This is a genomic window from Aliiglaciecola litoralis, from assembly GCF_039523355.1.
Classification (GTDB): Bacteria; Pseudomonadota; Gammaproteobacteria; order Enterobacterales; family Alteromonadaceae; genus Aliiglaciecola; species Aliiglaciecola litoralis.
Genome location: NZ_BAAAFD010000001.1, coordinates 402,973 through 425,968 on the forward strand (window position 1 = coordinate 402,973; position 22,996 = coordinate 425,968).

A 22,996-nucleotide genomic window follows, 5' to 3' on the forward strand; every position below is an offset into this window, starting at 1 on the left:
GTCCGTGTGATGCTTATTCTCAATCAAAAACCGTGGTTTTCCAATAGCAATCGACACAATATCGTTAAACGTCTGTTTTATAACAGATAATTATTGTATCTATGCCACCAGTATTGAGCTCGTTGAGTTTCCCCCCGAGCATCAGACCACTGAGCAAAGTTTACATAGACGGGGGTTAAGCCATCTGAATACACGAGCCTGTCACGCCATATCCTTAAATACACATCAGGCACTTCTCCAATGTCATGATGCTCTAAAAAGGTTATCTCAGAAACCGGTTTAAACGCGCGAGTACCTACGTTTTGACAGGTTAGTGTTTCGGTGAGCTGTAAATTAGGTGATTCTTGCAGGTAAGGCGCAAAGTGCGTGTCTTTGATATCCGGCGGCTGTGATTCAAAAACCAGATTAGGGGCCTGTTGTTGTGCACAGAATTGGGCTGCCATTAAAGACGAAATCGGGTATTCGTCGACAAAACCAGCAAAGTGGGCAAACTCATGGACAAAAACATCATAATCATCCTGTAAATCCAGATACATTAAACCATTGTGCACGTTTGCTATGCCATTTTGACCAATGACGATGACATGCGTAAATGCAATGTCTGTACTGAGTTCCATTAAAGGTTCTATGCGACAGCTCATACGAGTATTAGGATCGTTACTGCAATCCAAAGCGCTAAACTCCAACCACAGCGGCGGATTTATGCATACCGGAAAGTCGTTAAAGCGAGGATCTTGTGAAAATTGATTTGCTAACTGCAGCGCTTGAGAGACACCTTGGATAGTGGATGCCACCATTTGTAATTTGACAGAACAACTTTGCTGATAACCCGATATAGCAGCGCTTGCCACTAAATTTGCGTTGGACTGTTCGAGCATTACAAGGGCTTGTTTAACTTTAGCCATGTCGGCATATTTCTCGGCACGCAAATAATCCAGTGCTGCAGCCGAGCCTTGTTGCTGCCACAGATAATCAGCGTAAACCAATGCAAGCTTTTCATCGTAATTCGCCGCTTCAGTTAACCAGGTTTGCGCGACAGCCGTGGCATCAAGTGCTGATGCTAAGTGGTAGCTTGCCAATATCGATTGAACGTGGCCTTGCTCCGCTACCTTAGTCAATAACCTCAAACGACGTTGTGGATCATCAATCATAAGTGCATATTGAAATTGACTATTTAAATGGCCACGATCTGCTAGTTTTGAAAAAAGTTGCCTTCTATACTGCGCATCGTCTACTAAGGTCACCAATTGATACGCTTGCTCAATACTCAGCAACTCGATACTTAACGCCAACCAATGGTGATTTTGCCTTGCAATAACTTGTTGTTGCAACAACGCCAAGGCCATGGCGTTATTTTGTTTAGCCGCTTGAAACAGCATAGGAAATGGATTCACAACCTGTTGCGCCTGTGCAACGAGGCGAGCAGGATAAGTGCAGCGGTCACCGGATAATAGCAGGATCAGTACTATTAAAACGGTGCCGATGATCATTCTCATTTTTGATGACCTATAATGCTAGGAATTATCAGCGTATTGATTGCGCAACATATCGATTTCAATCCGCGAGTATCGATGTTCTACATACTCATAAACATTGGTGCTCAATACCATCTTGAAATAGTTGAGCGCCATTCCTTTCTCACCGCGTTTACCATAGTGTTTGCCCATATAGAAATAGACCTCGCACATGCGTTGATTCAATTCATTGACGTTCTTGACGCCATTTACAAATTCATTCAACAAGCTACCTCGACTAATATTACCCAAGTAAAAATCAACAATAATGCTCGCCCAATTATTTGGGTCAAGGTGCGCTCTATTTTGTTTTAATTGTTCGATGGCCAAAGTAGCATCGACTTCTCGTTGTGCTAAGTAAAGCCAAAGTGCTGCGAAAGGGTTGGCCTTGTCTTTCTCATAAAAGCGTGTCAAATCATCGACCGCAAGTTCATTACGCTGACCATAATAAAGTGCAATGCCACGGTTCAACAATGCAAAGTCTAAACTGGGATTGATTTCTAATGCTGAATCAAAGGACTCATAGGCTTCATTAAAATCCATTTGCTGGGTGTAATGAATGCCGATGGAATTATACGCTTCAGCCATATCCGGCTTTAATTCTTTGGCGCGACTGAAATCGTATTGAGCTAAGCCTGCCAACCCTAAACTGTCATAGTGGGTACCGCGCAGGAATAACAGTTCAGCTCGCTCTTCGTTGCTGAGCGACGCCTGCCCCAAAATTTGATTGTATCTTGCCACAGCTAACTGGGAACGAAAGTTCATTGGCTGAGGTTCGGGGATAAGTATACTTTCAACTTTCGAATTCAATGAAGAAGCTGGATAAATAGTACAGCCCGTTGTCGCTAACAGGGTACAAAGTAAGAAGAAATGGACGCGAATGTTCATAATAATAGTGACAATGCTTAAAGTAGAAAAATGTAAAAAACGCAGACTAGGGTCATCATTCCTTGTTGAGGCTACTAAACGAGCCTGCTAGCTTGCTCGACAAGTCGTATAAACAATGAGCAACAGCCTCATTTGGACTCGAATTAGGGTCGCTTATTTACTCGTAAAAGTAAAGAAATTGCCCAAACTGGCATTGAAAATCAGGATTCACTTGAAAAGTAAGTCGTTTTTGTCGCAAACTGTTCGGCCGTTTTGAATCTTGGAGTTCTTTTTGGACAACACAATGCTGAAATTGTTGCAAGCAGCGCAACAATCACAAAAGAATGCTTATGCCCCCTACTCTTCTTTTCAGGTTGGCTCTGCTATTTTGACAGACTCGGATCACATTTTTACTGGATGTAACGTGGAAAACGTTGCCTACCCCTTGGGGCAATGCGCTGAAGCCAGTGCTATTTCTGCGATGATAAACGCGGGAAGCAAAAAAATACAAAAGATTTTAATCGCCAGCCCCAACGAAGAATATTGCCCTCCCTGTGGCGGCTGCCGGCAAAAAATCAAAGAGTTTTCAGATCAGAACACGCAAATTATCATGGCCAACAATCAAGGGAAGACAAAGTCGGTCACGATAGCCGAGCTGTTGCCGCTAGCATTTGATATGCCAGAGTAGCCGCTTCGTTTTTATCACACTTGGCAATGACGCCTAGTCAATGAAAAGCACGGTGGCGCTCGTTGAATAACGTCTAGTTTTTCAACACGTAACCTAAAACTGTACGGCTTCAACATATCGGATAGTTGGTTATCTGATAAGCTTAAGTAACTCAAGCAATGGCAAAGGAATGCTTATGCTAAAATCCCTCTACAGCCGCATCGCCTTTATGGGCATTACCACAAATGGTCATGACAATATCAGTCAAATTAAGATAATCAATTGCCTGGCGTTGATGATTATACTGATGTTGTTGGCGCAAATTCCGCTGATCATGGTATTTTGGCAATTCGCTGGATTGGTGGTTGCCTTGGTTTGCAGCCTACATATTTTACTATTTATAGCCGTGCCAGTTCTCAATCGCCTAGGACATTTCCATAGTGCCAGAAGCCTGCTGACCTTGGGTTACATCAGCTTTATTGGATTTTCCAGCATTGCTTGGCAGATAAACTTGCACTTCCAGTATTTTTTCATTATCGCGCTCTTTGTTAGCCCGTTTTTGTACCGGGCTTGGGAGAAACCATCAAAAGTACTGAGTATTTCAATGTACCTCCTCAGTTTTGGCGCCATCGAGTGGTATTGGTTAAGCTCTGCCGATATAATATCCAAGGGTTCACAACCCCTGTTGCTGTCTGTCTCCAACCATTTCTTTTTATTTATCGCGGCGATCCTCGCTAGCCAATTGATTTACACTAACCACCGCCAACTTCAAACTAAAACGGAGTTGCAAAAACGTCGACTTGAAAATCTTTTACAGCAAACCTTACCGGCCCCCATTATCAACGAACTAAGCCAACGCAGTGCGAACAAATTGACCTCCTTACCGATAGAGCAACACTGCGGCTGTGTGCTGTTTGCCGATATGCAACGTTACACAGAGCTTTGTGCGCAAAAAAGTAGCGCTGAAGTAATGTGCCTATTGAAAGACTTTTTTCAAGCGATGGATGATATAAGCCGACGTTGGGGGCTAGAAAAAATTAAAACTAACGGTGATCAATATATTGCAACCAGCGGTGTACTGGCACCGGTTGAGTTACCCGCTTTACCGTGTTGCCAAGCGGCTATTGAAATGTTGAAACGCACTGCGCAACTTTCTAACAAAGCTGGCGTTGAACTGCACCTTAGAATAGGCATTGCAAGCGGCGAAATCACTTCAGGCTTTGTTGGTAGTCATGCGACGAGTTTCGATATTTGGGGCGAAACTGTCAATTTGGCATCTCGATTAGAAAGTCACGGCCAAGCAGATAATATTCAGGTTTGTAAAGCAACTTACGCACAGTGCAGGCCGTATTTTCAATTCCATTCGCAAGGCAAGATAAAATTAAAAGGACTTGGTACACTTAGCGCATTTAGGTTGCAAATAAACTGAGCCTTTGGCGTCATATTAGGAAATTTAAATTTGAACAGTTACGTTCTTTCAATGATGAACAAACAAGAGTTTGTTGAGTACTATTGGCAAAAAAAACCGTTGGTGATCCGCCAAGCTTTTCAAAATTTTGTCGACCCAATTGATCAACATGAATTAGCTGGTTTAGCCCAAGAGGCCGACATTGATTCGCGTATCATTACCAACCATCAAAGTCGTTGGACCGTTTCTCACGGTCCATTTGAAGATTTTAGCCCGCATTGTGTGGGAGCTTGGACATTATTAGTACAGGCTGTTGATTGCTATAGTGAGCAGGCTAAAGCTCTGTTGGACAGCTTCGACTTTATTCCTAAATGGCGGGTAGATGACCTTATGGTGAGTTTTTCTACTGCTGGGGCTGGCGTGGGTCCACACCTCGACCAATACGATGTGTTTATCGTTCAAGGGACAGGGTCAAGACGCTGGCAAGTGGGCGAAAAGAAAGATTATAAAACGATTGTTCCAACCAAAGACTTAAAACAAACCGAGCCTTTTGAGCCGATCATCGATGAGGTTTTACTGCCAGGCGATATGATCTATATCCCTCCGGGTTTTCCGCATAATGGTGTGGCGTTAGAAGAGTGTTTGAATTATTCAATTGGATTTAGAGCCCCAACCCAACGTGAGCTGCTTTGCGCGCTTGCTGATTACGCGCAAGATTTCGAACTTTTCGAGACACGGTATAGCGATCCGAATCTACAACTACGAGACAACCAATTCGAAATTAACTTACATGAAAAGCAACAGTTCAAAGAACTTTTGTTACAAATGATCAATTCCTCACAATTTGATGATTTTATCGGCCACTTTCTCAGTGAGCCTGTTTCAAGCGGTGAATATGATGCTGAATTTGAAGAAAATTATTCAACTGAAACGGTAGCTAATATGCTTGCAGAAGGCACCCAGTTTGTTGCGCAATCCGATGCCCAAATAGTCCAATCAAAAGTCAAATTAGGTGATAAATATCAATATGTTACTTGGATAAACCAGCATAAACTTATAGTCAACGACAGGGATATTGACGACTTCAATGAAATGCTTACAGCCCCCTTGCTTGATAAAAATCAGAAAATTTATCACCAAAATGGTTTATTTTTTGTCCAAACATTGTCTAGACTTATAAGTACAGGGGGATTTATCCCTGTGTAAAAACACACTTTGAGGAGTCTGATAGTGACGTTTACTGTAAGAAACGTCGACTGGAAAAACGCAAAACATAAGCTCAGCGAGCTAAGAGAAAAGGTATTTGTTTACGAGTGGCGCATTCCTAAAGAATGCGAATTCGATCAACACGACTACGATGCATCTCACGTACTTGTGCTTGACGAACGGCAACAACCGATTGCGACAGGACGTTTAACCCACAAAGGAGAAATTGGTCGCATCGCGGTTGTACCAGAACACCGCAAACCAGCTGTATACCAAGCGCTCTTTCATGCACTTATTAATAAGGCGAACCTAATTGGTCTGCAAAAGGTATTTGTGCAGTGTGAGCTAGACGGAGTTGAATATTACCAGCATCAAGGATTTGAACCGGTCGGTGCCGTGTATATGGATGCCGGTATAGCCAGACAAAAAATGGCATGCTGTACATCCGATTTCTCTCTTAATAGAGTAGAATTAACCCATTAAAAACAGCACTTAAGTGCTGTTTTTTTTTGCAAAATAACTCGATAAATTATACCTAATTGCTCGACACATCTAATCCCGAGTTCAGGTTAATTTATTCAGGTTTGCCACCTTGAACTTCTTGCCAAAGCTCTTTTTGGTTATAAATTCGATACAAACCTTCCGCTCTAGTAACCAGTAGGTCGATATAATCTTGTTGGGCTTTATCCAAATCAGTTCCTTTAGATAAATTTTCCGCTTTTAATTGCCACATGAGTGAAAAGTGACGAATTGCATCTCGGGCCGTTTTTTCATTTTCATAGGCAATGAAATCACAAGGCACATCGCCACTTATTACCCAATAATACTTTTTTTCTAACGATTTAATTTTCCACACAGCTACAAAAGGCGCTAAATAGCGGCTTTCTTCGGTGATAACAGAATCAAAAATTACGCCATTTTCAGCCAGATGCTTATTTGCACGTTGAAACTGCTCTCTTACCCAAGTCGTTAATTGTTCTTGGCTCATTGGTGTTGTTTGTTGTGTCATATCGATCCTTTATCTAATGTTTTGTGTTGCTGGCCGTCACGAGTTGCAATAACGCCTGCACTGGATGTTTGGGTTTGTTTCCGGCGAAACGAGCTACCTGACTTCGACAAGAATACCCTGTAGCAAGCACAGTTTCCGCTGCCGTATTGTCAATGACCGATTGCCAGCTCAACTGATATATACCTTGTGAGTTCTGATAATTATTAAGTTCATGCCCATAGGTGCCAGCCATGCCACAGCAACCAACGGCAATAGGATTAAGCGTTGCACCAAAGTGTGCAAATATGTTCTTCCACTGTTCGTCATTGGCAGGTACTGCGGTTTTTTCAGTGCAATGCGAAAGCAAAGAATAAGTTGGGTTTGATGCTGTTTGTTTCACTAATATTTGCTGCAAATTTGCCGGCAGTTTTTGTTCAACAAGCCATTCATTTACTAATTTTACGGTAAAATCGCCGCGTTTTTCGCCTAAGGCCTTGTTATATTCATCGCGGTAGCAAAGCACTAATGAGCCATCAACTCCGATCATCGGAATATTCAATTCGCTGACTTGATTAAGAAACTCGGCAGTATTAGCGCAAGTTTTTGCAAAACGCGCTAAAAACCCTTTCACATGCTGTGCTTTACCATTGGGCTTAAAGGGCAACACCACTGGGTTATAGTGCAAATTTTGCAGCAAATTCACTAAATCATCGACTAGCTCAGCCTCGTAAAAGCTGGTGAATGGGTCTTGCACAATTAACACTGTGTTACGCTTTTGCTGCTCATTCAATGCGCGTAGCGCGGACATATTAAATGGCATTACCGAACGCTTAGCCAATCGTTTGCTCAGCGGCGGACTTGACAGCAGTGGCGCATCAACGTAACCAATCGTCGATTTGAGCAAGCCCTTGAACCATTTTTGGTTTTGGAAAAAATTAACAAAATCAGGCATCTTAGCCATGATTGGCGCCATGGATTCTATATTTGCGACTAGATGATCTTTAGCCGGACGCAAATAACGTTGATAGTAAATCGCTAAAAAGCGTGAGCGGAAACTGGGGACATCGACATTAACCGGGCATTGGTTGGCACACGCCTTACATGCTAAACACCCTTCCATGACTTCCAAGACTTCATGGGAAAAGTCAGTGTTCTTATGTTTGAAACGGGTGTTTTGCAGACGCTCGAACCAAGATGCGCTGGATTGCCCTTTCTCTAAATCAATCACATCAATATTTTGCTTGCTCAGGAGTCGCAACCACTCTCTGATCATACCCGCGCGTCCCTTGGGGCTATGCCGTCTGTCTCGGGTTATCTTACTTGAGGGGCACATGGGTGAACTAGTATCATAGTTGTAGCATAAGCCATTGCCATTGCAGCTCATCGCTGGCTCAAAGGAATTCCTAACTTGAATTGGAATTTGCGCATCAAAATCCCCGCGCTTCGGATCGGAGACTTTAACCAACTGCTGGTTGGAATCAATTGGCGTACAAATTTTACCCGGGTTCATTTTGTTGAGTGGGTCAAACGCAGCCTTGATTTTGCGTAACTCGGTAAACAATTCTTCGCCGAAAAAGGCTGGGCCAAACTCACTGCGGTAACCCTTTCCATGTTCGCCCCACATTAAACCGCCGTAGCGGGCCACCAAGGCAACCACTTCGTGAGAAATCTGCTGCATGATCTGCTGCTGATTCGGATCACACATATCCAGTGCAGGACGTACATGCAAAACACCCGCGTCAACATGCCCGAACATACCGTAGTCCAAGCCTTTAGCGTCTAGTAGAGCGCGAAACTCCATAATAAAGTCGGCTAAGTTTTCGGGAGGAACGGCTGTGTCTTCAGCGAAGGCGATAGGTTTCTTCCAGCCTTTCGCTTTACCCAGCAACCCCACGGCCTTTTTACGCATTGCATAAATTCGGCTTATGTCTTTTTTGTCGTAGGTTAATTGAAATCCGATCACGCCATGCTCACCCTTTTCAGCGGCATTTTGAAGGGACACACTTAACTGATTAATTTTTTGTTCGATTTCAGCCTGATCATTACTGTTGTATTCGACCATATTCAAGCCCAACACATCCTTATTGGGCACATCTTGAATAAGGTCTTTTACCGAGTGCCAAACAATATCCTGTTTAGCTAAGTTCAACACTTTACTGTCAACTGTCTCAACCGAGGTTGCTTGCGCCGCGACCATATGCGGGGCGTGTCGTAGCGCTGATTCAAAGGAATCGTACTTGATGTTGACCAGTGCGGTATGTTTGGCAATGGGGGTAATATTGAGTTTTGCTTCGGCGACAAAGACTAAGGAACCCTCAGATCCTGCAATGATGCGGCTGACATCAAGCTGTTTAAGATCATCCGATACCGTGTGTTCCAAATCATAACCAGTTAGGAAACGATTGAGTCGTGGGAATTTTTGTAAAATTTGCTGACGTTTATTAACGCAGGTGGCGACTAACTGCCGATAAATTCCCGCTAACTTTGCTGGCGTATCATCAGATGCAAGCAATTGTTCGATTGCGGCTGGGTGACTGCGCAGCACTGTGCCGTCAACTAAAACACTGGTTAATGCTAAAATGTGATCACTGGTTTTTCCATAGACCAGTGAACCTTGACCTGAGGCATCGGTACTGATCATGCCACCAATAGTCGCGCGGTTACTGGTGGATAAATCGGGGGCGAAGAAGAATCCCAGTGGTCGTAACGCATCATTTAACTGATCTTTTACAACCCCAGCCTGCACTCTTACCCAAGCCTGTTCAGTGTTAATCTCCAGGATCTGATTCATATGTCGTGACACATCGACAACTATGCCGTTGGTTAACGACTGTCCATTAGTACCCGTGCCACCGCCTCTAGCACTAAATTTCACCTCGTCATACCCTGACGCTATTTTACCTATCAGGATAAGATCATCGAGCGAGCGCGGAAAAATCACGGCTTGCGGAAGTGCTTGATAAATTGAGTTGTCCGTAGCCACTGCCAATCGGCTCGAATAGCTGTGTTCAATCTCGCCATGAAAATCAGCGCGCGTTAATGCATCAAGAAATGCTTGGTAATGAGTTTCCAGAATTGATTGGGGGTCGAGATTGGGTAACATTGTCACTGCTTGAAGTTTAAATTTAGCTGGGGATTATACCTGCTAGCGGGGGCAAAATGCCAAAATGATTCAATATATTTAATACATCTTACACATATTATCGACGCTTTAGTTTCACTCTTGCAACACACTTAGCCATGCTGGCATGATTTCTTGATAATAGGCCATGGATGCATTGACTAATTGCTCTCTGTCAGCAACATTGACCATTTGTGATGGTAACCAAGGATCATTGGACAGATATTCGACCAAAAAGCGGCCGATAGCAAAGCTACGGACAAGTATGTCTTGGTCTTTCATTTCTTTGATCTTATGTTGCTCGTCAGTAATAAAGGTAAGCGCCTCTTGATAAAACGTATTAAGTTTGGCGGTTGGCCATGCTTTCATAAACTTATCTTGGCGGGTGACGGATAAGTCCGACAAGGTGCCCATAATAAAATCACTTTGCCCTGTTACTTTCTCAAAATGAAACACAACTTCGCTGTTTAAATCGGTTAAATTGTTTGGTCTAACCCAACCAATGGAGGGTAAATGGGCAAGGCCCAAAAGCTCCGCTTTGCGTGACAATCTGCGCATGATGGTCGGTGAAAACTTATGTTCACCTAGATTAAGTAAAAACCAATCGCCCTTCCAGCTGATGCTACGGTGACGAATATCTAACCAAAAGCGCGGTAATCGGAAAGGCTGTTTTAAACTGGCGAGAGTATAGCGACCGCTTTCGCGAATTAATTTGCCTTGTTTGGTTTGCCGAGATAACGCCATGCGAACCGAGGCTTCGGTGATTTCAAGACGATTCGCAACAACTAGCAGCTGTTTTGCACTTAAATTCGTTAAGTCATCAATCTGGAACCCTTTGATTGCACTCAATAATTCCAAGACTTTCTTGTCTGCACTATCGGCTTTTAGTTTTTCCAATGCAATATCGTAATTGATCAACATAACAAATCTATTTTCATTCATTCATTTGTTGTTATATAGTAAGTGAAGATACATGTCACTTACTGACTTGGGAAATCATTTTGCTCCGACTGGCTGAATACGTATCCTCTGAAGAAATAAAAGATTTGTGTCAAACATCCGATGCATGGGGATGGTATCGCGTTTCAATTAATTATGCATTGATTTCCTTAGCTTTTTCATTGTTTATTATCACTCCTAATTTACTAACATTATTACTTGGCAGTTGGTTAATGGGGGGCCGCATTTTGGGGGTAGCGGTACTGGCTCACGATGCAAGTCACGGCAGCTTATTTCGTTCTGCGAAGCTAAACAAAATTGTTGGGCGTTGGTTACTGGGAGGTTTCGTATTTGTCGATTTTGATGAATTTAAAGCCAGCCACCTTGCCCACCATCAGCTCGCGGGCACAGTTCAAGATCCTGATCGCTTGTTTGTGCAAGGTTATCCCGCCACGCCGAATAGTATGCTACGCAAACTTTTACGTGATGTAACCGGGGTCAACGGAGTAAAAGAACTGCTCTATCAGATTAAAACCTCTAATTGGCAAAAACGTTTGCGCAACCTCGTGATCCACAGTGTGGCATTGTCATTATTAATTGCCTTTCAAGCACCTTGGGCATATGCGATATTTTGGCTAGCTTACTTATTTACCTATCCGCTACTTAGCCGCATGAGGATTATGGGAGAGCATGGCAACGTCTCTGACAGTCTAAAGTTGGACCCTAGGCTAAACACGCGAACTACCTATGCCAACTTTCTGGAAAAATTAATGTTGGCACCAAATCAGGTCAATTATCACTTGGAACATCATATTCATCAAAATATTCCGGCTCACAATTTAGCTAAGGCTCATAGGCTGTTTAAAGATCGCGGTATGTACCTTGATTTTGACTGTATCGAGCAAAACTATTGGGCAGTTCTCAAACGCAATATCAGTAAATCCCACGGAAAATCAAACCTAAAGCGCCACGCTGCGTCATCTATCAGTGAAGTCTAATCAGCGTAAGGTCGCCGTTACTTTTCCTCGTTTAATATAGTTCACATACTTTGTTACAAGCTGACACAACTCTAGACATTGATTCACCCTATACTTATCACTAAGTATAAAAAATATGGAAATTGTCATGCGCTGGATTTTACTTTGCTTAATGATCGTTGCCGCTATCGGTTGCTACTTGATTGGTAGTGCAACAGGGATGGTTGTATTGATTATTTTAGGTGTGTGTATTGAATTGGCTTTTTGGATTGGCATTTTGAATACTAAACGCAAAAAAACGGAGAATAATGTTTGAAAACAATTCGCATAATTATCGGCGCAACCTTGGTATTACTGGGCATAGTCCTAGCCATACTTCCAGGCTCAATTCTGTTTCTGCTTGCTGGCTTAGTAGTTCTAAGTATTGATTTCCCCATTGCTAGAGTGTGGCTAAAAAAATGTCAGTCGGCCATGGCCATAGGAGCAAGAAAACTAGATCGTTTAATGCTTAAAAGACGCCTAAGACGCTACTAGTCGTTGTTTAAATAATTGATATAAAAAAATATTTATAAACAAGATAGCTTCCTAAACCGTTCTAAGCAAAAAAAGGCGAATACTGAGTATTCGCCTTTTTGCGGTCACTAATACAAATCTTAGCTACCGTGCTTTTCGCCTAGGTACAACCATGTTTCAACCACAGTGTCAGGGTTAAGCGAGACACTATCAATGCCCTGCTCTACTAACCATGCAGCTAAATCTTCATGATCTGAAGGACCTTGGCCACAGATGCCAACGTACTTACCACGCTTCTTAGCGGCCTTTATCGCCATGCTTAATAATGCTTTTACCGCAGGGTCCCGCTCATCGAACAGATGCGCAATCAAACCTGAATCTCGGTCTAGGCCCAAGGTAAGCTGAGTAAGATCGTTTGATCCGATAGAGAAACCATCGAAGATATCCAGGAACTGATCAGCCAATAACGCGTTAGATGGCAGTTCGCACATCATGATCACTCTTAAACCATTTTCGCCTTTTACCAAACCTTGCTCGGCGAGCAGTTCAATGACTTTTTCGCCTTCACCTAAGGTACGTACAAAGGGGATCATGATTTCTACGTTAGTCAGATCCATCTTGTTGCGAACACGTTTAATGGCTTCACATTCAAGGGCAAAACATTCACGGAAGTCATCAGAAATGTAGCGACTAGCACCACGGAATCCCAACATAGGATTCTCTTCATCTGGCTCATATTGATATCCGCCGACCAAATTAAAGTATTCATTGGATTTGAAGTCAGACATGCGCACAATCACTTTCTCAGGAGAAAATGCAGCTGCAATTGTCGAGATCCCTTCAACCAATTTTTCAATGTAGAATTCGACTGGCGAAGCATAACCGGAGATCATCTCCGAGATTTCTTCTTTTAACTCATCAGGCTGATTGTCGAAATCCAGTAGTGCTTTTGGATGTACGCCAATCATGCGGTTGATGATGAACTCCAAGCGCGCTAGACCCACACCTTTGTGTGGCAAACGAGCAAAATCGAAGGCACGATCTGGGTTACCCACGTTCATCATGACTTTAAGCGGAATATCAGGCATTGAATCAATTCGAGAAGTCACAACATCAAAGTCTAACTGAGCGTCGTAAACGTAACCGGTGTCACCTTCAGCACAAGAAACGGTAATGTTGTCTCCGGTTTCAATTGAGTGTGTTGCGTTGCCACATCCTACTACCGCTGGTATCCCTAACTCTCGGGCAATGATAGCCGCATGACAGGTTCTACCGCCGCGATTGGTGACAATAGCAGAGGCTTTTTTCATGATCGGTTCCCAATCAGGATCCGTCATATCCGTTACCAGTACATCACCTGGTTGGATCTTGCCCATCTCATCAATAGAGCCAAGCACTTTGGCAACACCAGCACCAATTTTGTGACCTATAGCGCGTCCTTCAGTAACAACCTTGGCTTTACCTTTTAACTGGAAATTCTCAATAACTTGAATATCTTCGCGAGAGCGAACCGTTTCAGGACGAGCTTGTACGATGTAAAGTTTTCCATCAGTACCATCTTTGGCCCATTCAATGTCCATTGGACGTTGATAATGTTTTTCGATGATTTGCGCTTGACGTGCTAAGTCCATGATTTCTTCATCATTGATAGAAAAATCCATGCTTTGCGACTTATCCACATCTACGATTTCGACTTGTTTGCCATGCGCTAAATCATCTGAGTAAATCATTTTGATTAATTTACTGCCTAAATTGCGTCGTACGATCGCAGGTTTGTTTTTATTTAAGGTTGGTTTATGGACATAAAACTCGTCGGGATTGACCGCTCCTTGAACAACCATCTCACCTAAGCCGTAGGATGAGGTGATAAAGACAACATCCTCAAAGCCAGACTCAGTATCGATGGTGAACATAACACCAGAGGAAGCAACATCACTGCGGACCATGCGCTGTATGCCGGCAGACAATGCCACACCTTTGTGGTCATACCCTTGGTGTACGCGATAGGAAATTGCACGGTCATTAAATAGAGATGCGAAAACGTGTTTGATTGCTACCATCACGTTATCGTACCCCTTCACATTTAAGAAGGTTTCTTGTTGTCCGGCAAAAGACGCATCCGGCATATCCTCTGCCGTCGCTGAAGAGCGGACTGCAAAGGAAGCATTATCACCCGCATCGCCTTGCAACTTATCAAATGCCGTTTTAATTGCCTCTTCTAATGCTGCTGGGAAAGGCGTTTCAATAACCCAGTTACGAATGTTCTCGCCTGCTTGATTCAATGCAGCAACGTCGTCAACATCTAGGTTATCTAACACCTCATGAATGCGCGCTTCAAGCCCACTTTGTTCTAGAAATTCGTTAAACGCATCCGCCGTAGTGGCAAACCCTCCTGGTACTTGTACTCCTGCACTAGCAAGATTTGAAATCATTTCCCCAAGTGATGCGTTTTTACCGCCAACGCGATCTACATCACTCATGCCTAATTGCTCATACCAAAGTACATATTCTTGCACTACGTTTATCCTCATAATTGTAGTCAGCTGTTCGCTCAAATAAGCGTATATTTTTTCCGACTTAGCCAAACTGAATTTTATAACTAAAAATAAAAACCGTGATTAACCGCGTCGTTTTGTGCAAAGTAAGTCTTCAGATGGGTGCGAAACTGTTATTTGTGTTCACCTTCTGGCTTTTTGCGTCAGGGATTTTAGAATGGGGCAAAGATGAAAGTAAAATTTAATTTAATTCTGTAATTAAATTACAACATTGTTAAGGAAATGTAGTGCGCTCAGCTTTTTATATATCAGACGGTACAGCCATTACCGCAGAAGTATTTGGCCACGCTTTACTGTCACTTTTCACGGTAGAATTCAAACATCAAACGGTTCCTTTCGTAGAAACTGAACAACAGGCCAAAGATGTGCTCAACAAGATTTCTGAAAGTTTTCAGGAAAGCGGTCAACGTCCATTGGTGTTTTACACCATCGTTAACACTGAAATCAGAAAGATGATTTCCAAGTCTGTGGGGATCAATTATAACTTCCTAGATCAGTTTGTCGCTCCTTTGGAAAAAGCCCTGGGTGTTTATTCCATGCCGGAAAAACATCGCACCCACAGTATTCATGAGAAAACCTATGACATCCGAATTGATGCAGTGAATTACGCCTTAGCCAATGACGACGGTTCTAATATCAAAGATTACAATGAAGCGGATATTATTCTATGTGGTGTGTCTCGTTCCGGTAAAACCCCCACTAGCCTGTACTTGGCCTTACAGTACGGTATTAAAGCTGCAAACTACCCTTTTACCGAAGAAGACATGGGTGACGTATTGAAGCTTCCTCCTGCCTTAAAACGATTTAAGAAGAAGTTGTTTGGCTTAACCATCATGGCAGAGCGGTTACATCAAATTCGTTCTGAACGGCGCGCCAACAGTCGCTATGCATCTATGCAACAGTGTCGTATGGAGCTACGTGAGGTTGAAAACTTGTATCGAAAAGAAAAAATACCTTTTCTCAATAGTACCAAATTCTCGATTGAAGAAATGTCGGCAAAAATACTTGCTCAAACGGGATTACAAAGACGCAAATACTAATTACTGTTGGTCGTCACGAATTGTGTAAATAATGTCTTCATTTATCCTTATCAATACCATAAGATGTTGTTGTTTAGGTTGTTTTTATGGTTGAAAACACCTCAAATGCGCACATAAATTGCTTAGTTAGTATTCTGCATCTAAGCTTGTGTAAAGGTGTGAGTGAAAAGTTAAATGAAAACCATAAATAAGGTGACAATGACAGACAACGAAAAGGCCCTTGGACTTATCAATCTTTTCACCCACCCCGTGATTGTGGTGAACAAAGATTGTCAATTGGTTGCTGTAAACACGACGTTTGAGCAAGACACTGAATTGTCTGAAAACCTAGATTCGTTATTAACCAAGCTCACTCCTTTAATTTCCAGCCAAGAAGAATTAGTTTACTGGCAAAAAGGCGGTCGCGAAAAGTGTCTGACAAGGATGCCAATGCATGACGAGTTGTGCATGATTAAAATTGCCAACTCGAAACCGCTTGCACTAGCGAAGCGTTATCACAACCTCGTTAATGCCATTAATCAGATGTCAGATGCCATTATTATCATCGACCATCATTTCAAAATAGACCTCATTAACGATCAGTTTATTGAAATGTTCCCGTTTGTAACGAAACATCACCAAGGCAAGCTGAGTGCATTTGAATTAATTGAAAAAATAGCGAATTTTCTGAGCCCAAATGATCCCGTTTATGAGCGCAAGATTTTTCGTTTTTTACGTTTCAAATTGTCTAACCATCACGAATGTAATCTGGCTTTTTCTCTACCAAATGGCGAGTTTTTTTCTTATCGCGATAACTTGACCCACGGCAATGAGCGCAGTGGATTATGTATCAATGAATCACAATTTAAAGAGTTAAACGAACAATTAGAAAGTGCGTTTAACGAAGCCACAGAACTGAGTGACGCGAAAAGTAATTTTATGGCGGCAATGAGCCACGAAGTGCGCACACCACTTAACGCAATCATTGGCTTGGTTGATTTATGCATGCTAGAGCCAACCTTGCAAAAACATGAATACATCAAGCGCATGCGCAGCAGTGCTACTGCTCTATTACACTTAGTTAATGATGTGTTGGACTTTACCAAGTTCGATGCGAATAAAGTTCAGTTAACCCTCGTCAATATTCAATTAAGAGAGTTCTGTGAAAAAGTGATCGACAGCTTTGCAGGGCAAGCGCAATCTAAGAATACTGCACTGATGTTATTTGTTGATCCCAATTTGCCCCAATACGTGATTGCAGATGATGTGAGATTGAGCCAAATTCTCTACAATCTCATTAGTAATGGCCTTAAATTTAACAACAATTCGGCCCCTGAGCTTTGGTTACATGTTTCGCAGGACAGTTTAACCGGCTACACTCGTTTTAGTGTCAAAGACAATGGTATTGGTATTAAAAAGTCTCAACAAACCTCTATTTTTGACCGTTTCTCCCAAGCTAACCACAACATACATCGCCAGTACGGCGGGACGGGGATTGGCCTGAGTCTGTGTCAAAAAATATGCAATATGATGGAAGGCGATATTTATGTAAAAAGCCAAGAGGGAGAAGGCTCTGAGTTTATCGTGCAACTGCCACTGCAAAGTAGTGGTGAATCTGAAATCTCAAAAATTGATTTTGCTAAATTGGCCAATAAAACGCTGATCACTAACGATCGCACCTTCTATCAAGTCATGGAGCTGTATTCCCAGTCATTAAAATTTGAAATTACCTATGTAAAAGAAGTTCCTGGATCTTTGTCTCCCGACGCTATTCTGTGCATTGACAAGACGTTAATTGACGACCCCGCGATGCTAACTCACTATTCAGCGGAACAAGTTGTGTTACTGATGGATGCTTTAATAGAAGGTGCTTGCGAAGAATTTCGAAAAATCCACCGCACGCCAGTAAGACTGAAGCAAATTTTAAAATTAGTCCAATCACCAGATCCTTTAACAACAAGCAATACCAGCCAACAACCAGCTGACGATCTCATTAAAGTAAATCAACGAGTGCTGGTAGTTGAAGATAATAGCGATAATATGTTTGTATTGAAAAAACAATTCCAAACCTTAGGAATAGACGCAAGCTTTGCACTAACTCCCGAGGATGCGGTTATATTTTTCGAACAACAAAAATTTGATATTGTCATTAGTGACTTTCAAATGCCAGCCGTTAGCGGTGCAGAATTGTTAAAAATTCTCAGAGAAACCGAGAAGTTCGAAGAGCGCCCCCCTGCATTAATGGTGATATTGACGGCAGACAAGACCAAGCGCTGCACTGAAGCCTGTTTTGCCGCAGGTGCGAATAGGATCATGATGAAACCTATGACGGTTGATGAGCTTGTTAGCCTAATGAACGATAATGCCGAAACCGCGAAACGAAACCAGCAGTTAAACATGGAAAATAAAGCGAAGAAGCAAGATGCCGATTTAAAGCCTTATTATTTCGAGGACACCGATATACAAAGTGAATTGGAAGATGAGGGTATTTTTTACGCAGATAATATAGGTATACTTGAGGATGCAACAGATTCTGAGCAGATAATGCAGATAGAATGTTTGCGCTCTATCTTAGGCTATACAGATGAGCACGAAGAACACCAATATTTGCAAGGTTTTGCGCAAAGCCTGCTTGAAAGTGCAAAAGATATGGAACGGGCATACCTCGCTCGAGACATCAAAACTTTAGGAAAACTCGTTCATAGCCTGAAAAGTAGCGCCTTAATAATAGGGGCGTCACAACTTAGTCAGCAATGTGAAATTTTGGAGACTATCTGTTCACAAAGCGACATAGACATGCAGCAAATAAACACCAGTTGGCAGCAAACCCTGAAAAACATTGAGCAACTGATTAACCACATTGGCGAGTACTGTTCTAATGACAGCTGATAAAACCAGCAATATTGTTTTATTTGAAACCAGTCCTGAGGCTGATGCACTGGTATTGGAAATCCTCAAGAAGCATGCCCTTTCGGTGATCGTGTGTACCGAGTTAAAAGAAGTTTGTCGTTTGTTGGTTGATAAGTCTGAAAAAGTCTTTTTAATGACCGGTGACACCTTAGAGAAAAGCTTACACCCCTACTACCGCTCGCTAGATGCGGTTAAGAGTTATGATATATGTGAGCATCGCGTGGTGAGCCTAATTCCTAGGCAAAGCGAGCCTCAAGCCTATGAAGCCTACAAAGCTAGAATCATTGACGATTATATGGTTTCTAGACCAATTTACGAAATGCATCGTATCGTTATGATATGCGAGCATTTGTTAATTGAGTTAGGCGTAAATAACCTTTCTGCAGAACAGTTCAACGCCAAACCGATTAAACAAGTAAATCTACAAGACGAAATTTTAGAAGAGATCGTAAAGCAAGGGATGGCGCGTAAAGATGAAATTCAGCACGCATTTGAAGACAGCATCATAGAAATAGATAATGCTTTGGAATCAGCTGCGCAAAAAGTGCAGAATAATCAACCCGTTAAGCTGGATATTGAGAAGCTAAAAGAAACACTTGCCAGTATTCGCTCAAATGAAATTAGGCCTGAATTGATTAGGCTACAAGAAAAAGCCATAAAATTGCTTTCTCAGTCGCTCAATATTCAACAACAAGAAGAGCCTGTTGCGGAAGCCAGTGCAACAGCGGAAGACAAACCTGCGAAACCAAAACCTAAAGAAACCTATGCGTTCAATCGATTGTACCAACAGAATGTCGATCCCGATGCATTGCTAAAAGAAGCAGAACAAATCCCCACTATTTTATTAGTTGAAGATGATGTAATAAGTGTCCATTTAACCCGAAAGTTACTGGGAACTTATAAGTTTAATATTGAAACCGTGGCTAATGGTCGGCAAGCCTATGCCTGCTTAACGAGCAAAAAGTATGACCTTGTGTTAATGGACATTAGCTTGCCAGATACCAATGGCATATACATTGTGGATCAAGCGACAAATGGTGATAGTCTGAACAAAGAAACACCGATCATTATGTTGTCAGGCAATAAGAGTAAATCAATTATAAGTAAAGCCTTAGAGCGCGGTGCTAAAGGCTATGTGATAAAACCTCTGAATAAAACGACGGTTGACAAACTTATCGCTAAATACTTTAAAAACCGAGTCACGGCTAGTTAACGTTTCCCCTTAAGCGTAAGTCTATTACCTTGGTTTAATACTAAGAGTAATTATCAATCTGTTACCTTAGTTTAATACTAAGAGTAATTATCAATCTGTCACCTTGATAACAACGAGGGACGACTTCCACACATTATTTTGTCTAAGGTTATTTGCGCTTGTTTTGGGTTATCAGTATCACCCGGCTCAAGCATTTCACAATGATCATCAACCATTTGCTGTATGGTCACCGGATAGTATTTGCAATCATCTGGACGGTCTTCATAGATAGCACAGCTATAACGAGCAACGTTAGGCTCTTTGCGTAACCAAGGGCAGACCGATAATTGATGACCGGTTTGCGGATGCATCCATATCCTGCCATTTTTAACGTATTCGCTGACTTCAGGACGAAACAACGACCACATTTCAATTTCCTGCTGAGTTGCCGACAACCCGCCGTCACTGTACTTGGTGCAACATATTCCACAGGAGTTACATGCTTGCATAATCGTTACTCGATTCAGCGCAGAAAAGCGGCATTACCTGCGCTTCTTCTTGCCACCGGTTAGGTTTTTCTGCTCTTTTAAGTCACGTTTTGTCGGCGTCGCAGAGCCATCTTTAAATTTTTGTTTTTTGGCGGCTTTTTCAGCGTCCTTTTTAGCTTGCGCTGCTGCAACCTCCTGCTCTTCCACTTCCACCATTTGTGGCGACTCAAGGGTAATTTGGCCTAACTGGCCTGAGCGAAGTTCATTAATCAGCACTTCACAAATTTTATGTAAATTCACTCTCCCACCGGCACGTAAAGCCCCTCTTTTGGCGGCAGCAGCCTCTAAGAAAGCCAATTCAGTATCCGGTAACTCATCCAAGCCAAATCGTTCTTGCATTAATTTGGGATAGGCTTTGATCAAATAGTCTGCGGTAAAAAAGCCCACATCTTCGTAATCCATTGCGGTATCTTTAATTGCACCCGATGCGGCCAGCCGGTAACTACTATTTGGGTTTTCAATTTTAGGCCACAGGATCCCGGGCGTATCAAACAACACGATTCCACTGCCTAAATTGATCCGTTGTTGAGATTTGGTCACCGCTGGGACATTGCCGGTTTGGGCAATTACCCTGTCAGCTAAGGTGTTTATTAGGGTTGATTTACCGACATTGGGAATGCCCACAATCATGGTGTTGATCGACTTTATGCTGGCGTCTTTATCAGGCAGCATCTTGCGACACAAATCGACAATCTGTTTAATTTTTGCGGGTTGTTGAGTTGTCGTCGGAAAGGTTTTAACGCCCTGTTCTTGTTCCAAATAAGTCTGCCACAGGGCAGTCATTTCTGGATCGGCTAAATCCGTTTTGCTCAGTACTTTTATACAAGGCTTGTCACCCCTTAGCTTGGCAATAGCTGGATTTTCGCTGGAATAAGGGATCCGCGCATCAAGTACTTCAATCACCAAGTCGACACTGGGTAACACTTCTTTTATTTCTTTTTGGGCTTTATGCATATGCCCGGGGTACCACTGGACCGCCATATTTTTATTTACCTTTAATTTGTCGAGATATCACCAAGTATAGATAACTGAGTGTTTAATCGTTTTAATTGTGACAAAAGCAAGCTAACGACTTTGTTCATATAGTTCATGCTTGTCTGGTTTCATCGCAGCAGACCCGTTTTAGCATGTTAAGTAGAAGATTTAACTCGGCCACCGGTGACTTTATCTGCACGCCCTTCCACCTTGGCTTTTTCCGCACGTAAACGTCTCACTTCTTTGGGATCAGCGATTAAAGGTCGATAAATTTCCACCCGATCTCCCTCACGGGGTTGATCACTCAACTTACAGGTCCGATTCCAAATGCCGACTTTGTTTTGGGTCAAATCAATTTCTGGGAAACGACGTAAAATACCTGATGTTTTAATCACATCTTCTACCGTATCACCTTGTTCTATAACCACTTTAAGCAAGGATTGTTTGTCGGGCGTGCCGTACACCACCTCAACCGTAATTTGTCGTTCGGTCATAAATACACTTCCTTCGCCCGCGCGGTAAATGCGTTTACCATGTTAGTTGCGATTGAATTGAACACCCGCCCAAACGCCATTTCAGCCAGCTTACTGGAAAAGGTAAAATCCAATTTCAATTCAATTTTACAAGCGTCATCAGACAGTTTGGTGAACAACCAGCCCCCGGATAAATGAGAAAATGGACCTTCGATTAAATTCATTTGAATTGATCGCCCACGATCAAGCTCGTTGCTCGTGGTAAACCACTGCTTTACGCCCGCTTTAGAAATTAAAATAGCGGCTTTCATAGTGTCTTCACTTTGCTCCAACACCTTTGTTTGTGCACATCCAGGCAAAAATAAAGGATAAGATTCAACATCATTAACCAGATCAAACATTGACTCGGCACTGAAGGCAACCAATGCACTTCGGTGAATACTCGCCATTCACGCTCCTAACAACCAAAAAATAACGGTGAAAGTCTATCACGATTCCCATTAATACCAAGCCTGTAGTTCTCATCTACCAAGCTCAAGCGATTAATTTACAACCCTTTTTATGGAATATATCATTTTCTACTACCGACACATTCGTTAGGCCTGATATACTGAGCATTATGAGTAAAAAGAACGCAAAATCGAACCAAAGCAATACCATTGCTTTAAATAAAAAAGCCCGCCATGAGTTTCACTTGCAAGACAAAATCGAAGCAGGTATTGAGCTACAAGGATGGGAAGTAAAAGGTATCCGTGCAGGCAAGGTCAACTTGGTTGATAGCTACGTGATTATTCACCAAGGCGAAGCTTACCTGCAAGGTTGTAAGATCACGCCACTTAATCAAGCCTCATCCCATGTGGTTTGCGATCCCGATCGGCAAAAGAAATTGCTTATTCACAAACGTGAAATTGATCGTTTAATGGGTGCTCGTGAACGCCAAGGTTATTCAATTGTGGCCACCGCCATGTATTGGAAGCAATGTTGGGTCAAAGTTGAAATTCACCTTGCCAAAGGTAAAGATTCCCATGACAAACGCGATGCCGTGAAAGACCGTGACTGGGCGCGTCAAAAAGAGCGTATGATGAAACACGCCGGATAAGTCTATTCGGCGCTTGTGTTTGTTC

General features: G+C 42.5%; 21 protein-coding genes. 11 read left to right on the top strand and 10 right to left on the bottom strand.

All coding sequences use genetic code 11. From position 1 onward, the window contains the following. Positions 1 to 77: 77 nt before the first annotated feature. Positions 78 to 1,496, bottom strand: a complete 1,419-nt coding sequence (locus tag ABD036_RS01850) for an SEL1-like repeat protein (protein WP_343856007.1) — start codon at positions 1,494 to 1,496, stop codon at positions 78 to 80. Between the two features lie 18 nt (positions 1,497 to 1,514). Further along, entirely contained in the window at positions 1,515 to 2,402 is an 888-nt protein-coding gene (gene nlpI, locus ABD036_RS01855; RefSeq protein ID WP_343856009.1) for a lipoprotein NlpI, read from the bottom strand. A gap of 283 nt (positions 2,403 to 2,685) precedes the next feature. Here nlpI and cdd point away from each other — a divergent pair, with 283 nt between their 5' ends. The 4 genes from cdd to ABD036_RS01875 all read left to right on the top strand — a co-directional run bounded on the left by cdd (position 2,686) and on the right by ABD036_RS01875 (position 6,145). Next, entirely contained in the window at positions 2,686 to 3,069 is a 384-nt protein-coding gene (gene cdd / locus ABD036_RS01860; protein WP_343856010.1) for a cytidine deaminase, read from the top strand. A gap of 175 nt (positions 3,070 to 3,244) precedes the next feature. Next, positions 3,245 to 4,477 carry an adenylate/guanylate cyclase domain-containing protein gene (locus tag ABD036_RS01865; protein WP_343856011.1) on the top strand — a complete coding sequence of 411 codons (1,233 nt, stop codon included), beginning with the start codon at positions 3,245 to 3,247 and terminating at the stop codon, positions 4,475 to 4,477. Positions 4,478 to 4,507: 30 nt separating this feature from the next. Next, positions 4,508 to 5,662: a cupin domain-containing protein gene (locus ABD036_RS01870; RefSeq protein WP_343856013.1), complete on the top strand. Its 1,155-nt coding sequence runs from the start codon at positions 4,508 to 4,510 to the stop codon at positions 5,660 to 5,662. A 24-nt stretch (positions 5,663 to 5,686) separates the two neighbouring features. Then, positions 5,687 to 6,145 carry a GNAT family N-acetyltransferase gene (locus tag ABD036_RS01875; RefSeq protein ID WP_343856015.1) on the top strand — a complete coding sequence of 153 codons (459 nt, stop codon included), beginning with the start codon at positions 5,687 to 5,689 and terminating at the stop codon, positions 6,143 to 6,145. 91 nt (positions 6,146 to 6,236) lie between these two features. Here the strand turns inward: ABD036_RS01875 and ABD036_RS01880 are convergent, their stop codons facing one another. The 3 genes from ABD036_RS01880 to ABD036_RS01890 form a co-directional block, all read right to left on the bottom strand. Then, positions 6,237 to 6,671 (bottom strand): DUF4826 family protein, encoded by a 435-nt coding sequence (locus tag ABD036_RS01880; protein ID WP_343856016.1) that lies wholly within the window; start codon positions 6,669 to 6,671, stop codon positions 6,237 to 6,239. A gap of 13 nt (positions 6,672 to 6,684) precedes the next feature. After that, the gene (gene ydiJ / locus ABD036_RS01885) at positions 6,685 to 9,753 is read right to left on the bottom strand and encodes a D-2-hydroxyglutarate dehydrogenase YdiJ (RefSeq protein ID WP_343856018.1); all 3,069 of its coding nucleotides are present in this window, start codon (positions 9,751 to 9,753) and stop codon (positions 6,685 to 6,687) included. Positions 9,754 to 9,867: 114 nt separating this feature from the next. Continuing rightward, positions 9,868 to 10,692, bottom strand: coding sequence for a hypothetical protein (locus ABD036_RS01890; protein WP_343856019.1), 825 nt, complete (start codon positions 10,690 to 10,692; stop codon positions 9,868 to 9,870). Between the two features lie 80 nt (positions 10,693 to 10,772). On the opposite strand from ABD036_RS01890, the gene ABD036_RS01895 reads away from it, so the two are divergent. The 3 genes from ABD036_RS01895 (at position 10,773) to ABD036_RS01905 (ending at position 12,221) form a co-directional block, all read left to right on the top strand. Next, positions 10,773 to 11,708: a fatty acid desaturase family protein gene (locus ABD036_RS01895; RefSeq protein ID WP_343856020.1), complete on the top strand. Its 936-nt coding sequence runs from the start codon at positions 10,773 to 10,775 to the stop codon at positions 11,706 to 11,708. A gap of 127 nt (positions 11,709 to 11,835) precedes the next feature. Further along, entirely contained in the window at positions 11,836 to 12,003 is a 168-nt protein-coding gene (locus tag ABD036_RS01900) for a hypothetical protein (RefSeq protein ID WP_343856021.1), read from the top strand. After that, positions 12,000 to 12,221 carry a PGPGW domain-containing protein gene (locus ABD036_RS01905; protein ID WP_343856023.1) on the top strand — a complete coding sequence of 74 codons (222 nt, stop codon included), beginning with the start codon at positions 12,000 to 12,002 and terminating at the stop codon, positions 12,219 to 12,221. The genes ABD036_RS01900 and ABD036_RS01905 overlap by 4 nt, the downstream gene beginning before the upstream one ends. Positions 12,222 to 12,340: 119 nt before the next feature. Here the strand turns inward: ABD036_RS01905 and ppsA are convergent, their stop codons facing one another. Beyond that, on the bottom strand, positions 12,341 to 14,716 hold the full coding sequence (gene ppsA / locus ABD036_RS01910) for a phosphoenolpyruvate synthase (RefSeq protein ID WP_343856024.1): 2,376 nt from the start codon (positions 14,714 to 14,716) through the stop codon (positions 12,341 to 12,343). 266 nt (positions 14,717 to 14,982) lie between these two features. Between ppsA and ppsR the strand changes: the two genes are divergently transcribed. The 3 genes from ppsR (at position 14,983) to ABD036_RS01925 (ending at position 19,897) form a co-directional block, all read left to right on the top strand. Beyond that, positions 14,983 to 15,795, top strand: a complete 813-nt coding sequence (gene ppsR, locus ABD036_RS01915) for a posphoenolpyruvate synthetase regulatory kinase/phosphorylase PpsR (RefSeq protein WP_343856026.1) — start codon at positions 14,983 to 14,985, stop codon at positions 15,793 to 15,795. Positions 15,796 to 15,969: 174 nt separating this feature from the next. After that, positions 15,970 to 18,663, top strand: coding sequence for an ATP-binding protein (locus tag ABD036_RS01920; protein WP_343856029.1), 2,694 nt, complete (start codon positions 15,970 to 15,972; stop codon positions 18,661 to 18,663). After that, positions 18,653 to 19,897: a response regulator gene (locus ABD036_RS01925; RefSeq protein ID WP_343856030.1), complete on the top strand. Its 1,245-nt coding sequence runs from the start codon at positions 18,653 to 18,655 to the stop codon at positions 19,895 to 19,897. The genes ABD036_RS01920 and ABD036_RS01925 overlap by 11 nt, the downstream gene beginning before the upstream one ends. Positions 19,898 to 19,995: 98 nt before the next feature. On the opposite strand, the gene ABD036_RS01930 is transcribed toward ABD036_RS01925, so the two are convergent. The 4 genes from ABD036_RS01930 to ABD036_RS01945 form a co-directional block, all read right to left on the bottom strand. Next, positions 19,996 to 20,385: a YkgJ family cysteine cluster protein gene (locus ABD036_RS01930; RefSeq protein ID WP_343856031.1), complete on the bottom strand. Its 390-nt coding sequence runs from the start codon at positions 20,383 to 20,385 to the stop codon at positions 19,996 to 19,998. Positions 20,386 to 20,418: 33 nt separating this feature from the next. Further along, positions 20,419 to 21,405: a ribosome biogenesis GTPase YlqF gene (gene ylqF, locus ABD036_RS01935; RefSeq protein WP_343856032.1), complete on the bottom strand. Its 987-nt coding sequence runs from the start codon at positions 21,403 to 21,405 to the stop codon at positions 20,419 to 20,421. 149 nt (positions 21,406 to 21,554) lie between these two features. Next, positions 21,555 to 21,893, bottom strand: a complete 339-nt coding sequence (locus tag ABD036_RS01940) for an RnfH family protein (RefSeq protein WP_343856034.1) — start codon at positions 21,891 to 21,893, stop codon at positions 21,555 to 21,557. Continuing rightward, positions 21,890 to 22,321, bottom strand: a complete 432-nt coding sequence (locus ABD036_RS01945) for a type II toxin-antitoxin system RatA family toxin (RefSeq protein ID WP_343856035.1) — start codon at positions 22,319 to 22,321, stop codon at positions 21,890 to 21,892. The genes ABD036_RS01940 and ABD036_RS01945 overlap by 4 nt, the downstream gene beginning before the upstream one ends. Positions 22,322 to 22,491: 170 nt before the next feature. Between ABD036_RS01945 and smpB the strand changes: the two genes are divergently transcribed. Beyond that, positions 22,492 to 22,971, top strand: a complete 480-nt coding sequence (smpB, locus tag ABD036_RS01950) for an SsrA-binding protein SmpB (protein ID WP_343856036.1) — start codon at positions 22,492 to 22,494, stop codon at positions 22,969 to 22,971. The last annotated feature ends 25 nt before the right edge of the window (positions 22,972 to 22,996 follow it).